The organism is Bacterioplanoides sp. SCSIO 12839 (assembly GCF_024397975.1).
Classification (GTDB): Bacteria; Pseudomonadota; Gammaproteobacteria; order Pseudomonadales; family Oceanobacteraceae; genus Bacterioplanoides.
This window is the reverse complement of record NZ_CP073745.1, coordinates 3432373-3445409: the sequence shown is the minus strand read 5'-3', so window position 1 is coordinate 3445409 and position 13037 is coordinate 3432373. Positions and strand designations below refer to the sequence as shown.

At 47.8% G+C, this 13037-nt stretch carries 14 protein-coding genes; 12 read left to right on the top strand and 2 right to left on the bottom strand.

The genetic code is table 11. From position 1 onward, the window contains the following. Window positions 1-28: 28 nt before the first annotated feature. From KFF03_RS15645 to KFF03_RS15635, 3 genes are all read left to right on the top strand, one after another. Window positions 29-1195, top strand: a complete 1167-nt coding sequence (locus KFF03_RS15645) for an ATP phosphoribosyltransferase regulatory subunit (RefSeq protein ID WP_255857852.1) — start codon at window positions 29-31, stop codon at window positions 1193-1195. A gap of 75 nt (window positions 1196-1270) precedes the next feature. Further along, complete coding sequence (locus KFF03_RS15640) at window positions 1271-2563, top strand: adenylosuccinate synthase (protein WP_255860941.1); 1293 nt, start codon at window positions 1271-1273, stop codon at window positions 2561-2563. Window positions 2564-2635: 72 nt separating this feature from the next. Then, complete coding sequence (locus tag KFF03_RS15635) at window positions 2636-3388, top strand: tRNA (guanosine(46)-N(7))-methyltransferase TrmB (protein ID WP_255857851.1); 753 nt, start codon at window positions 2636-2638, stop codon at window positions 3386-3388. Here KFF03_RS15635 and KFF03_RS15630 read toward each other — a convergent pair. Then, window positions 3380-4936: a sensor domain-containing diguanylate cyclase gene (locus tag KFF03_RS15630; protein ID WP_255857850.1), complete on the bottom strand. Its 1557-nt coding sequence runs from the start codon at window positions 4934-4936 to the stop codon at window positions 3380-3382. The two genes, KFF03_RS15635 and KFF03_RS15630, sit on opposite strands and share 9 nt — an antisense overlap. A gap of 257 nt (window positions 4937-5193) precedes the next feature. Between KFF03_RS15630 and KFF03_RS15625 the strand changes: the two genes are divergently transcribed. The 5 genes from KFF03_RS15625 to KFF03_RS15605 all read left to right on the top strand — a co-directional run bounded on the left by KFF03_RS15625 (window position 5194) and on the right by KFF03_RS15605 (window position 8414). Continuing rightward, window positions 5194-5685, top strand: coding sequence for a hypothetical protein (locus tag KFF03_RS15625; protein ID WP_255857849.1), 492 nt, complete (start codon window positions 5194-5196; stop codon window positions 5683-5685). After that, window positions 5682-6353: a response regulator transcription factor gene (locus KFF03_RS15620; protein WP_255857848.1), complete on the top strand. Its 672-nt coding sequence runs from the start codon at window positions 5682-5684 to the stop codon at window positions 6351-6353. Before KFF03_RS15625 ends, KFF03_RS15620 begins: the two co-directional genes overlap by 4 nt. A gap of 67 nt (window positions 6354-6420) precedes the next feature. After that, window positions 6421-7740, top strand: coding sequence for an ATP-binding protein (locus tag KFF03_RS15615; protein ID WP_255857847.1), 1320 nt, complete (start codon window positions 6421-6423; stop codon window positions 7738-7740). A 24-nt stretch (window positions 7741-7764) separates the two neighbouring features. Further along, on the top strand, window positions 7765-8076 hold the full coding sequence (locus KFF03_RS15610) for a Bor family protein (protein ID WP_255857846.1): 312 nt from the start codon (window positions 7765-7767) through the stop codon (window positions 8074-8076). Beyond that, window positions 8076-8414, top strand: coding sequence for a hypothetical protein (locus KFF03_RS15605; RefSeq protein ID WP_255857845.1), 339 nt, complete (start codon window positions 8076-8078; stop codon window positions 8412-8414). The genes KFF03_RS15610 and KFF03_RS15605 overlap by 1 nt, the downstream gene beginning before the upstream one ends. Before the next feature lies 1 nt (window position 8415). Here KFF03_RS15605 and KFF03_RS15600 read toward each other — a convergent pair whose 3' ends face one another. Beyond that, window positions 8416-9327 (bottom strand): LysR family transcriptional regulator, encoded by a 912-nt coding sequence (locus tag KFF03_RS15600; RefSeq protein WP_255857844.1) that lies wholly within the window; start codon window positions 9325-9327, stop codon window positions 8416-8418. A gap of 166 nt (window positions 9328-9493) precedes the next feature. Between KFF03_RS15600 and KFF03_RS15595 the strand changes: the two genes are divergently transcribed. From KFF03_RS15595 to KFF03_RS15580, 4 genes are all read left to right on the top strand, one after another. Beyond that, a complete protein-coding gene (locus KFF03_RS15595; protein WP_255857843.1) occupies window positions 9494-10462 on the top strand; it encodes an NAD(P)H-dependent oxidoreductase in 969 nt (322 codons plus the stop codon). Between the two features lie 41 nt (window positions 10463-10503). Beyond that, window positions 10504-11382 (top strand): alpha/beta hydrolase, encoded by an 879-nt coding sequence (locus KFF03_RS15590; RefSeq protein WP_255857842.1) that lies wholly within the window; start codon window positions 10504-10506, stop codon window positions 11380-11382. A gap of 74 nt (window positions 11383-11456) precedes the next feature. Beyond that, window positions 11457-12020 (top strand): nuclear transport factor 2 family protein, encoded by a 564-nt coding sequence (locus tag KFF03_RS15585; RefSeq protein WP_255857841.1) that lies wholly within the window; start codon window positions 11457-11459, stop codon window positions 12018-12020. Between the two features lie 477 nt (window positions 12021-12497). Then, window positions 12498-13034: a nuclear transport factor 2 family protein gene (locus KFF03_RS15580; RefSeq protein ID WP_255857840.1), complete on the top strand. Its 537-nt coding sequence runs from the start codon at window positions 12498-12500 to the stop codon at window positions 13032-13034. The last annotated feature ends 3 nt before the right edge of the window (window positions 13035-13037 follow it).

Genomic DNA, 13037 nt, shown 5'->3' with positions numbered 1-13037 from the left:
ACATCTGATCAATTGATAAGGCTGAATCATGACACGCGCTGACCGTTGGCTATTGCCGGATGGTATTGATGAAGTGTTGCCGCCTCAGGCGCGACAAATCGAGGTTTTACGTCGTCATCTGCTCGATTTGCTCGATCATTGGGGTTACGACATGGTGATCCCACCAGCCTTGGAATACCTGGATTCCCTGTTAACCGGTACCGGCAAAGATCTCGATTTACGCACCTTTAAGGTAACGGATCAGTTATCGGGCCGGATGATGGGTCTGAGTGCGGATACCACGCCTCAGGTTGCCCGCATCGATGCGCACAGCCTAGCGCCAGAAGGCGTAAGCCGTTTGGCCTATTGTCGTACGGTGTTCCATGCGAAGGCGCCGTCTTTATTAGCCAGCCGCACGCCCACTCAGATTGGTGCTGAGCTGTATGGTGAAGCGGGTGTCGCGGCGGATGTCGAAATCATCAGCTTAATGGTGGCGATGATTGAAAAATCCGGCATCAACAATATTCATCTGGATCTTGGTCATGTGGGTGTTTTCCGTGCTCTGGCTGAAAAAGCCGGTATCAGTGCAGAACAACAAAATGCATTGTTTGATCTGTTGAAGCTGAAGTGTGCATCGGATCTGGATGCCTGGGCAGATCGTGAAATCAGCGATGCCAAGCTGAACGAAGCCTTTAAATTGCTGACGCGCCTGCAGGGCGATCGTAAGCTGCTGGACGAATCCATTGCGCGTCTTGCGGAGCTGGTGCCGGAAACCTCGGCTGAGTTACAGCATATTCAACGTGTTACCGACCAGCTGGCGATGCGTTTCCCGAACACGCCATTCTATTTTGATTTAACCGAACTGCGTGGTTACGACTACCACACAGGTCTGGTGTTTGCGGCGTATGTTCCGGGTTATGGTGATGCCGTGGCTCAGGGTGGCCGTTACGATGAAACCGGTGCGGTATTTGGCCGAGCGCGTCCGGCGACAGGATTCAGTGCTGACTTAAAAGTATTGGCACGTTTTGGTGCGGTGGATGCCGGAGACAAACAAACCGTTGTAGCGCCAAGTAGCGACGATCCGCAGTTATGGATCAAAATCCAGCAGTTACGCGAGCAAGGTTACCGTGTGCTGGTACAACTAAACGCAGAAACGATCCCGGCGGATCAGGCTCTGCAATGTCAGGATGGCCAGTGGCAGCTGGTTAACGCCTGAGAGAATTTCATTTTTAATTGATAACGGCCAAGTTGACTCGATCAATGAGGCCCTAACAGAGTGATTGATACCGAGATGGGCAAAAGCGTTGTTGTTCTTGGCACCCAATGGGGTGACGAAGGTAAAGGTAAAATTGTTGATCTGCTGACTGAGAAGGCCACTGCGGTTGTGCGTTTCCAGGGCGGTCATAATGCGGGTCATACCCTGGTAATTGACGGTGTTAAAACCGCATTGCACCTGATTCCGTCTGGCATTCTGCGTGATGGCGTACGCTGCATCATCGGCAATGGTGTGGTATTGGCTCCCGATGCGCTGTTAAAAGAAGTGCGCTCGCTGGAAGAACGTGGTGTTCCGGTGATGGAGCGTCTGCGTATTTCTCACGCTTGCCCACTGATTCTGCCGTATCACGTTGCTCTGGATCAGGCTCGCGAGATCAAGCGTGGCAACGCTAAGATTGGTACCACAGGCCGTGGTATTGGCCCAGCCTACGAAGATAAAGTGTCTCGTCGTGGCTTACGCGTGGGTGATATGTTCCAGCCGGAATTCGCCGACAAGCTGAAAGAAGTGATGGAATACCACAACTTCTCGCTGAAAAATTACTACGGCGTTGATGAAGTTAACTACGAAGAGACACTGGCGTCTTGCAAAGAGTGGGCTGAGCAAATCAAAGATATCGTAGTAGACGCAGTCGACATGGTTCACACCATCCGTGAAGACGGTGGCGACATCATGTTCGAAGGTGCACAAGGCACACTGCTGGATATCGACCACGGTACTTACCCGTTTGTAACCTCTTCTAACACCACGGCCGGTGGTGTGGCGACCGGTTCTGGTGTTGGCCCGCTGTATCTGGATCAGATCATGGGTATCACCAAGGCGTACACCACGCGCGTTGGTTCTGGCCCATTCCCAACCGAACTGTTCGATGAAGTGGGTGAGCACTTAGCCACCGTTGGTCATGAGAAAGGCACTACTACAGGTCGCTCTCGTCGTTGTGGCTGGTTTGATGCAGCACTGGTGAAACACTCCATCCGTGTTAATTCAGTGAACGCCATCTGCCTGACCAAGCTGGACGTACTGGACGGTTTAGAAACCGTTAAAGTGTGTGTGGGCTACCAGGACGAAAACGGTAACCGCATGAATGTACCAGCCAGTGCCGATCAATTCGAAAAAATCACTCCGATTTACGAAGAGCTGCCGGGTTGGAGCGAAAGCACGGTGGGCGCGCAGAAATTGGAAGATCTGCCAGAGAACGCGAAAGCTTATATTCGTTTTGTTGAAGAAGCGATTGGTGCACCGATTGATATTATCTCCACTGGTCCTGACCGTGTAGAGACGATTGTATTGCGTCATAGCTTTGGCCTCTGATTAAGCTCAAACGCTTAAATAAACCCGCTGCTTAAGGCGGGTTTTTTGTATCTGACTTTTAAAGAATGGTTTATGTCTGACGTCACACCCGCAAGTACAGCTCCCAGCGGTTCCCGTACTGATTCCCGCACGGTCGAAACCAACCAGCAAGGTCTGCACGAACGACTGGATGATATTGTCCGTAAGCATTTATCTGGCCCGTTCCAGAAGCCGTTTCACGATGCCACCTTGGAAACCTTTTATCGTCTGAAGGAGGCCTGGCAGGCGGATGGCCGGCCGCTGATTCTGGATTCCTGTTGTGGTGTTGGTGAGAGTACGGTGAACCTGGCGGAACGTCATCCAGATGCCTTTATTCTTGGCCTGGATAAGTCGGATATGAGGATTGAAAAACACGATAGCTATCGTCGCACGGCGGACAACTATCGGTTAGCGCGGGTGGATCTTAACGACTTCTGGCGCTTAGCCGTCGCCGATGGTTGGCAGCTAACACATCACTATATTCTGTATCCGAACCCATGGCCGAAGGCGACCCATTTTAAACGTCGCTGGCATGGTGCAGCCGTATTCCCGTATTTGTTAATGCTGGGTGGGCAATTGCAGATGCGCTCGAACTTCCCGTTGTATTTGCAGGAGTTTCAGCGGGCGTTGGAGGTGGCCGGATTGGATGGTGAGTTTTCGCCATTAATGATGGAAACCGAAGACTCGGACATCACGCCATTTGAGCGTAAATACCGTTTAAGTGGTCAGCCATTATTTCGCTTAGATGCTGACTTGAATGGTTTTACTTTGCCATGGCAGAAAGACTTGAAACTGCCATCAGCATAAGTAGGTTTCACCATCAGATGTATCACAACAGATACAGTTCCGGCCTTGTGCTTTAGAACGGTACAAATTGTTATCGGCACGGGCAAACAACGCAGATGGGTCATCACCGTCGTTCAGTTCTGATACACCAATACTGAGAGTGGGTGCTGTATTCGTCAGAGGATGGATTAACTTGGTTGCCTGTAATTGTTTTTGCACGCGTTTTGCCAGCTCGGCAGCACCTTCGGCACAGACTTCCGGGCAAATTACACAAAACTCATCACCACCCCAGCGGCCAATACTGTCGGAAGGCCTCGACTCTGACTTTAAAATATCGGCAACGGTGGCAATAATCTTGTCACCGGCCTGATGGCCAAGTTGGTCATTAATGGGTTTAAAGTGATCAATATCGATCAGCAAGAAGGCCAGGGGGTGTTGATAACGTTGGCAGCGCTCAATTTCCTGATGAAAAACCCGGTCAATGCCCAGACGGTTTTTCACGCCGGTCAGATGGTCGGATTCGGATAGTTGCTTCAGCTTCAGTTCTTCTTTACGGCAGCGAATCATGGCAATGACCTGCTGCGCTTTGCGCTCTGTCAGGGTCGCTACTTCAATATCCAGTGGCAGTTGCTCTCCGCTTTTATGCAGGCCATAAAAAATACGGCTGTCAGACGAAACTTTACTGCGGTCGCGGGCCAGGTATTGCTGACGCAGTTGGCCGTGATGTTTGGATGCTTCTTCTGGAATCAGGTCCTCTATGTTCTTGTTCAGCAATTCGGCCTGGCTGTAACCAAAAATATCGCAGGCTTGTGGATTAACCTTGATGATACGCCCGGTTTTATCGGCGACCACAAACCCTTCCGGAATCACCGAAAATAAGGTTTCCAGGTTACTTTTAGAGCGTGTGACACGAATCACCAGTACCGAGGCATACAAACAAAAAATAATCAGCAGTGGGATACCAATGCCGGATAAGAGCTGTAATCGTTGTTTGGCGATTGTTAGCAATTCAGACGTTTGTTGATTGACGTGATGGTAATCATCTTCGAGCAAGGTGTTGAGGATAATCAGAGCATTGGCCGCGGCGGTGTCGTCGACTTTCACCCGGTTGTCCAGCTCGCGGATGTCCAGGTTAATTACTTCTGTATGTTCAACGTAAGAGAGTTTTTCCTGATAGGAGCTGATCACCGCTTTCAGATCATTCAACGCGGCTTTTTCAAGTTCGTTAAGGGGTTGTTGCTGATAGCGGTGCAGCAGCTCCTGGCTGGTTACCATGGCATTATGAGCACTGCTTAGGTAATGGGATTCGCGCCGGATGACATAGTTTTTGAAGTGATGAATAAAGCCCATGTAACCAATCGATGCCCTAAGCTGGCTGATGAGCTCATACTTGGCCTGGGATTGGGCACCGTAGGTTTGCCATTCAACATTGAGCTGACTGATGGCACGGGATGTCGATAAGGTAAACGTCAGCAGGGTGGCGGTAGAAATAACAAACAGCAGCAACACCAGCTTCACCTGAGCTAAAGAGCGTCGATAGCGATGAAAAGTCTGATGAAGGAGCTTCAAGTTGGATCCGTCTTAACTGGTCAGCAGTGATTAGATTATCATTTTAGACTATCCAGAGGATTTGTTGATGGGTAAACACGACATTTATCAGTCTTTTGCTTTTTCAGTTAAGGTTCAGGCAAATCAACTAAAATACAGTGTTTACTGCGCTCGCCGCAGTTTGTAACGGCATCAGGTTTTTCATGTTTATGTACCAATACTCACAATTCAGCAGCAGGGTCAGAAGGCAAGTTGTCTTCTGGCTATGTTGTGTGTGTTTGTCAGTACCGCTTCATGCCTCTGATGACGATGGGAATACCTGGGTTGAAGAAACCATCAACCCTTCCACCGAATGGCTGGAAGAGCTTGTGACACCAGCCAGCCGCTGGATGGAGCGTCGCATACAAGGGGCTGAACAGGCACCACCGGTGATCCGAGATGCGCCACAAAACAGCCAGTTGCCGGATGGCGTGATTGCGCCGACGGAAGCCGCCAGGCTACTGACGTTGCTGTATCCGGGAGAGGTATTGTCTGTGCGGTTATTGGACACCCAACCATCCAGTTACAGTATCAAGTTATTGTTGAGCAGTGGCACGATATCTACCTTCTATCTGAATGCAACCGACGGTAGCTTGCTGGATGAGCGCCCTGCTTTTCGGGCAGCTCCAGCACCCTCAACACTTACTTCGCCCCCCTCGACTGTTTCGCCCCCGGCGCTACCCTCTTCAAGCGCCCCTGAATTGATTAACCCTGACGGAGCCTCCGAATGAAAATTCTGATTGTGGAAGATGACCAGTTGTTACAACAACAACTGGTACAACAGTTACAACAAACCGGGTTTGATTGTCAGGCGGCTGGTGATGGCATGGAGGGGTATTTCCTCGCCAGCGAGTACCCGTTTGATATGGCGGTGGTTGACCTGGGGTTACCAAAGATTGATGGCATTGAACTGATTCGGCGACTGCGTACCGATGGCTGTAGCTTCCCGGTGCTGATTCTGACAGCGCGTGACGGCTGGAAGTCACGTGTAGAAGGGCTGGATGCCGGTGCCGACGATTATATGGAAAAGCCGTTTCATATTGAGGAGTTGGCTGCGCGTTGTCGGGCATTATTACGTCGAACAACCGGCAATAATAATATCCTGCAAGACGGGCCATTAGCGCTGGATCTGACCAGTCAGCAGGTCAGCCTGGGTGGCATTCCGATGGAACTGACCGCATTTGAGTACAAAATTCTGGAATATATGATGCGTCGCTCGGGTGAAGTAATTTCGAAAAACGTATTAACCGATTATTTATACGATCAGGATTTTGAGCGTGACAGCAACGTCATCGAAGTATTAATCGGACGGCTACGAAAGAAACTCGCAGCACATGATAACTATGCCCCGATCACGACGTTGCGGGGCCGTGGTTACCAGTTTCAGAAACAGGTTTAACACACCATGAATAACTACATACCATGAGTCACACGGCACCATGCTCCACTCGTTAATCGGCCGGTTAATGACGTTTTCAATTCTGACGTTATTTGTTTTGATGACGGGGGTTGGTGTGCTGCTCGAAAGATCGTTTTATGCATCGCAACTGAATGCCATGCAGGAGCGGTTAAAACTTCATAGTTATTCAATTTTATCGGTTGCGGAATATTATCAACAGCAACTGTATTTTCCGGCTTATTTACAGGAGCAACGTTTTAATCAGGAAAAATCCGGCTTGTATGCTCAGGTTGTTGATCAAACGTTTCGCCCGGTCTGGTCGTCATTGTCTGCCAATGATATTCCGGTATTTAAAACGGCCTGGGCAGATCAGGGGCAGTGGATGTACTCCACCGTTAGCCGCGGGAATAAATACTATTTATTGGCCCGGTTTGGTGTGAGCTGGTCTGACTCCGGCAAACCCGGCCCGGTGTTTAATATTATGATTCTTGAAGATCTGGATGATCTGAGTCATCACATCCTGAGCTACCGTAAAACGCTGGTCGTATTGCTGGTTGGATTATCTGCCTTTATTTTGTTGGTTCAGTATTTAATTCTGCGCTGGGGATTATCGCCTTTGCATCGGGTAACGTCTGACCTGGAAGCGATTCAGTTGGGAGAAAAAAGTGAATTACAGGGTGAATACCTGACGGAACTCCAGCCGCTGACTTCCGGATTAAATCGGCTTATTCATTCAGAACGCAGCCAGCGTGAGCGTTACCGTAATACCATGGCGGATTTATCTCATAGCCTGAAAACGCCATTAACCGTGATGTCTGGTATTGTTTATCAGCAGCAACAGCGCGAGAAAACGGCCGAGGCGAATGAGCTGAAGTACCAAATCGAAAAAATGAACTCCACCATTGGCTACCAACTCAAGCGTGCCACCAGTGGAGCATCAGGGCTGGTGATCCAAAAAGTAACATTATTACCCGTATTGCAATCTATTTGCTCAGCGATGGATAAGGTATATGCGCATAAAGCCATGGCTATACATCTGGATCTGGATGAACAGCTCGATATCAATGCAGATGAGAATGATTTAATGGAAGTCATGGCGAATCTGATCGATAATGCCTGCAAATATGGTCGCAGTACCGTTGAGGTGTTTGCGCAACAATCATCGGACACCTTAACCATTATGGTTTCTGATGATGGCCCGGGCATTCCCACTGCTCAGAGAGACCTGGTTTTCCAGCGAGGGCAACGGCTCGATACGGCAGAACCAGGGCAGGGCTTAGGATTATCGTTAGTCAAAGAAATCCTTGATAATTATCAGGCACCGCTGACGATTACGGAGTCCTCTTCCGGAGGCGCTTGTTTTTGTATTAAATTTCCCCGCGTTTAACAACGGGTGACTGAGGTAATCTTAATGCTGCCAGAACATTGGGTTAAATTAATAATCATCGCTTTGTTAACGGTGCTGTTGAATGCCTGCTCCAGCGTCACGATGCGCCCTTATGGTGGTGAAAAAGATACCTCAAAACCAACCTACCAAAGCAGCAAAGACTATTACTGGTGGGGCTTAAAAAACGAATATGAAATTAATACCACCGATATTTGTCAGGGACGACGGGTAATGCAAATGCAGTCAGTCAGTACTTTATCTGATTGGTTATTACAAACGCTGACTCTGGGTATTTATTTCCCTCGCACAGCCAAAGTCTGGTGTGAGGAAAGCTGATGTTTAAATGTATTTTCTCGGTACTGACTGTGATGCTGTTGTTTGTTTCTGGTTGTGCATCGATGACCTTCACTCAGGAAGTCGAGCGGCCTAAAAGCAACGCCAAAATACAACATTGGCACCACACCATTATTAATGGCATGGTGGAAGTCAGTGAGCCTGCTAATCTTTATACCGATTGCCGTGGCAAACCCTGGCAAAGCGCTGAAGTCGAGTTTCGTCTGAAAAACGGACTGGTTGGCGGCGGGGTAAATGTCATTGTCGAATCGATATTATTTTCTTCTGCTTTTTTAGCTTTTTATTCTCCCTGGAATGTAGAAATTCAGTGCACGAAATAAATTAGATTCCGTGCCTCTCTTTTCCTTTTTCCACTAAAAAATCAATTAAAGCTCTGACTCTCAGAGCCTTTTGGCTGTTCTGAACAAAATACACATATAAGCCAGAGTACGGCTGCCAGTGTTTTTCTAATACCGGCTTTAAAATACCATCATCCAGTTGCTGCTGAATCATCGGAGTAATAATCCGGCCGATACCAATGCCTTTTTCGGCTGCGTCGACCATAGCGTCAGTATCGTTAACGATCAGGCCCATCGGCATTTGTACAGTAATGGTCTGGCCATTTTCCTGCAGCATTAAGGGAGCCAGTTGATTAGAGGCAATAAAGCGATATTGCACCAGTTTATGGGCCTGTAAATCGGCTGGTGACCTCGGTCTACCGTATTTCTCAAGATACGTATCCGACGCAAATAACGCTTCGTGCATCGGTGCTGTTAACTGGCGCGCCACCATACCCGGTTCCACCCGGTTGCCAAAACGAATACCGGCATCATGACCTTCTTCAAGAATATTCACTGCTTTATCTGAAACAGAAATCTCCAGCTGAATATCGGGGTAGCGCTGGCAGAACTCGGCATAGACAGGTTTCAGAAAAAACTGAAACACAAATCTTGGCAGGGTAATACTGACTCGGCCCGACGGTTGTTCGTTCATATCACGGATACTTTCAACCGCGTAATCCAGCGTGTTAATCGCGCCGCTGGTACGTTGATGCAACAGCTGCCCAGCTTCAGTTAATTCAATCCGGCGCGTGGAGCGGGTAAATAGCGGCAGGCCAACCTCAACTTCCAGCAGCTTCAGCGCCTGACTGACCGATGGGGGTGCCATCTCCAGCTTGCGCGCCGCCCCGCGAATACTGCCCTCACGAACAATGCTCTGGAAGATGCTGAGTTGATTAAAAGTGGCGCCTTTCATAACCGATTCCTGTTGCTCAAAGCCTGTAACTGGTTGATCTGAATAGAATTTAACATTGTTAGTTGATGCCTAACAATCCATTAGTTTTTATTGCTCTAAAACTTACTAAAACCCAAGCATAGACTGCAGTTATCAAATCAAAACGCAGAGACATACAGAGGTTGTTATGAGTAAGTCTAGTTCTAAGGTATTGATCATTTCAGGTCATCCAGACCTAGAGCAATCCCACACCAATAGCGTCATCCTGGAGCAGCTGCACAGTACACTGGATAACGTTGAAATTCGTCGTCTGGATGCTTTGTATCCAGACTACAACATCAATATCAAAGCCGAGCAGCAAGCATTGCTCGAAGCTCAAGTGGTGGTGCTGCAATTCCCATTCTACTGGTATTCAGTGCCTGCACTGATGAAAAAGTGGATGGACGATGTTTTTGCCTTCAACTTTGCTTTTGGTGCTGAAGGCGACAAGTTAAAAGGCAAAGACTTCTTCTTGTCATTTACTGTGGGTGGTCCACAGGATTCTTACGATCCGCTGGGCTACAACCACTTCAATATTGAACAGTTTATTCGTCCATTGCAGCAAACCGCTTATCTGGCGGGTATGAATTATCGCAAGCCGGTTTACACCCACGGCATGGTGTATATCCCGGGTGTGTATAACAAGCTGGAAGATGTTCAGGCCCGCGCTGTTGGCCACGCTAACCGTCTGATCAGTGAGATCAAAACCATTCAGGATTCTGCGGAAGAAAAAATCCGCCAGTTTGTTGCGGATTGGTTCGGCCAGTTCGACCAATTACCGGAAGGAGATGAATTTTTCACCCAGCGTTTAGCACCGGATGTGAACTGGAATATGCCTGAAGGAAAATTCAAAGGCCATCAGGGCTTTAGCGCCTGGTATGAAATAGCCCGCCGCACCTTTAAGCCGGGTTGTGATCATCAGGTCGAGCAAATCGAAGTCTCACAAACTGAAAACGGTTATCAGGCTGAATTACGTATTCGTTTATTGGCTGAGACATTCCCGGAATCGCCATTTAATGGTGAAGCCATCAACTTGCTGGTGAACGGAACCTGGCAGGTAACGTTGGACGAACACGGTGCCGTGACGATTCATGATTATCAGGTAGAGCCTGTTTAAATTTTCACGATAAAAATATATAAAAAACTCAGGAGCAAAGTATGAAAACGTTAACTCTGAAAACCTCTGTTGGTGAATTAGCTGCCAATCTGTATTTGCCGGAAGGTGAACAAAAAAATCTGCCCTTGGCGATTATTACCGGTGCCTGGACCACGGTGAAAGAACAAATGCCAACGACCTATGCACAAGCATTATCCGAGCGTGGTTTTGCTGTCTTGGTATTTGATTTTCGTGGCTGGGGAGAGTCAGCTGATGATGTGAAATACCTGGAAGATCCGGCGCGTAAAACGGCGGATATTGCCGCGGTTATTGATATGGTTACAGGCCAACAAGCCAGTGAATTTTCAGATATAGATACTTCCCGAATTTACGGCTTAGGCGTCTGTGCATCGGCAGGTTATATGCTGGATGCGGTCAATCAAAATGCCAAAGTTAAAGCGGCTGCGGTTGTTGCGCCATGGTTGCATGATCGCGAATTAGCCAATGCTATTTATGGTGGTGAAGACAATGTTAATGGCCTGATTAAAGCGGGTGAAGAAGCTGCTGCCGCAGATGACGCCGTTCTGATTGAAGCGGCCAGTACCACCAACGAAAACTCACTGATGTTCCAGGCACCTTATTACACAGAAGCTGGTCGTGGTTTGATCCCGGAATACGATAATCAATTTAACGTCGCTTCCTGGAAACCATGGTTAACCTATAACGCTTTGGCTCATGCCGGGAAACAAGATAAACCAGTGCTTATGGTCGCTTCTGAAGCGATGGCGTTACCAGCAGGTACCAAACAGTATCTGCAAACGGCGGGTGAAAATGTAAAAGCTGAATGGCTGGCGGATGTTACCCAGTTCGATTTTTATGACGTGGCTGAGCACGTGAGCAAAGCTGCCGACCTGGTTGCTCAACACTTTAACGCCAATTAAATCCTGTAGCCGATGATTGAAGCGCTTTTGCTTCAATCATCTCAGCGGAAGCAATCATCGTAAGAGAAGTCGTTATGAAAAAATTATTAATCGCATTAACCATGGGAGTGTTAGCCATGACCACTCAGGCAGAAAAACCGAATTTTGACCAAGAACAAATTAGGCTGCAATTGCAGAGCATGGGCACTCTGGCTGACCAAAATGCTTTTGAGTATCTGGGTCGTATCTTCAGCGACGAAGTGCTTGTGGATTACACCTCAGCATTTGGTGGAGAGCCTGCAACTGTGCCTCGTGTCGAACTGATGAAATCCTGGGCTGGTTTGTTACCTGGGTTCGATCTGACTCGCCATGATCTGAGCAATATGCAGGTAACGGTAAAAGGTAACAGTGCTACCGCGACTGCCGACATAACCGCGAACCATTATTTAACCGATCTGAAAACCGGTGAACATGGCTTCTGGCAAATCAGTGGAGAATATAATTATGAGCTGGAAAAGGGCGCGAATGGCTGGACCATTAAATCCCTGACCTTAGTAGCGGGTTCGGAAAAAGGCAGCCGTGATGTGTTAGGTAAGGCGGGGGAATTAGCTAAGGCTCGCTTGGATAGAAAAGAAAGTCAGAAAATTTCACTGAAATAAACGGAGAAAGAATTCACCGACTTCTTTGCTAAATTAGCGGCTGCGGGCTTTAACGCTGAAGTAATGATTCTTGCGCTAACGATACTTATGTCATTGATGCACACCGTGGCTGGAGCACCAAAGGTGATGACAATATCGATATTAACTGGGTGTTGCTGCATCAAGTCGAAGGCAGAAAAATCAAACGCGTACAGAGCTTCTCTGGGAGTCTGTATGAATCAGACGCTTTTTTTGATGCGTTTTTCACGGAATAGGCTTAGTGCAGACATTACTTCTGTGGCTAAAAACCAGTTTTATAGAGCAGCGTTATAAAGACACACTCCTGAATATTCAGTAATAACTGAAGGTTACTAAAAAGTAACCTGGGCAGTTTTCTGTGCCTAATTGTGCAGCCAGTTATGATTAATTACTATGGTATACATAAGTAACTAACTACTTAGAAAACACAGTAAAACAGAAAACTTTCAGGAGTTTATTATGTGGAAATTCATAACCTCGTTAATACTGGTTGCTACGGCTGTTACAGCTCAGGCAAAAGATACCATTCAGATTGATCTGGCTGCATTGCAGAAAGCTAACTGGACAGAGCAGGAGCAGAAGAACGCTGAAGTGATTACTGACTTTGTGCAGAACCTGATGAACAATCACAACTTCGAGTATGTCTTAGAGCACTACAATGACAGTGCTTACACACAGCATAATCGCAATCTGCCAGACAAAGTCACCGGTCTAGTGGGTTTCCTGCAGGAGTTTGTTGAAGACTACCCTGACTACAGCTACGACGTAAAACATATTTATGTGGATGGCGATTATGTGATTTTTCACTCCCATGCGACGCTAAACAAAGATGATCGCGGCAATGATGGGAAAGGCATGAATATTATTGATACCTGGCGTTTAGAGAATGGCCGTATTGTTGAACACTGGGATTCGATTCAGGCGCTGGACGGCTTCATGCGTTTTTATTCGCTGATCAGTGGCGGTGATATTCGTAATGACAACGGCGTATTCTGAATA

What these genes read in the sequence shown, in the direction of transcription:
- KFF03_RS15615 (WP_255857847.1), top strand. Translation starts at nt 6,421, where the DNA reads ATGACGTTTTCAATTCTGACGTTATTTGTTTTGATGACGGGGGTTGGT.
- KFF03_RS15635 (WP_255857851.1), top strand. Translation starts at nt 2,636, where the DNA reads ATGTCTGACGTCACACCCGCAAGTACAGCTCCCAGCGGTTCCCGTACT.
- KFF03_RS15640 (WP_255860941.1), top strand. Translation starts at nt 1,271, where the DNA reads ATGGGCAAAAGCGTTGTTGTTCTTGGCACCCAATGGGGTGACGAAGGT.
- KFF03_RS15600 (WP_255857844.1), bottom strand. Translation starts at nt 9,327, where the DNA reads ATGAAAGGCGCCACTTTTAATCAACTCAGCATCTTCCAGAGCATTGTT.
- KFF03_RS15610 (WP_255857846.1), top strand. Translation starts at nt 7,765, where the DNA reads ATGCTGCCAGAACATTGGGTTAAATTAATAATCATCGCTTTGTTAACG.
- KFF03_RS15620 (WP_255857848.1), top strand. Translation starts at nt 5,682, where the DNA reads ATGAAAATTCTGATTGTGGAAGATGACCAGTTGTTACAACAACAACTG.
- KFF03_RS15590 (WP_255857842.1), top strand. Translation starts at nt 10,504, where the DNA reads ATGAAAACGTTAACTCTGAAAACCTCTGTTGGTGAATTAGCTGCCAAT.
- KFF03_RS15580 (WP_255857840.1), top strand. Translation starts at nt 12,498, where the DNA reads ATGTGGAAATTCATAACCTCGTTAATACTGGTTGCTACGGCTGTTACA.
- KFF03_RS15605 (WP_255857845.1), top strand. Translation starts at nt 8,076, where the DNA reads ATGTTTAAATGTATTTTCTCGGTACTGACTGTGATGCTGTTGTTTGTT.
- KFF03_RS15595 (WP_255857843.1), top strand. Translation starts at nt 9,494, where the DNA reads ATGAGTAAGTCTAGTTCTAAGGTATTGATCATTTCAGGTCATCCAGAC.
- KFF03_RS15645 (WP_255857852.1), top strand. Translation starts at nt 29, where the DNA reads ATGACACGCGCTGACCGTTGGCTATTGCCGGATGGTATTGATGAAGTG.
- KFF03_RS15585 (WP_255857841.1), top strand. Translation starts at nt 11,457, where the DNA reads ATGAAAAAATTATTAATCGCATTAACCATGGGAGTGTTAGCCATGACC.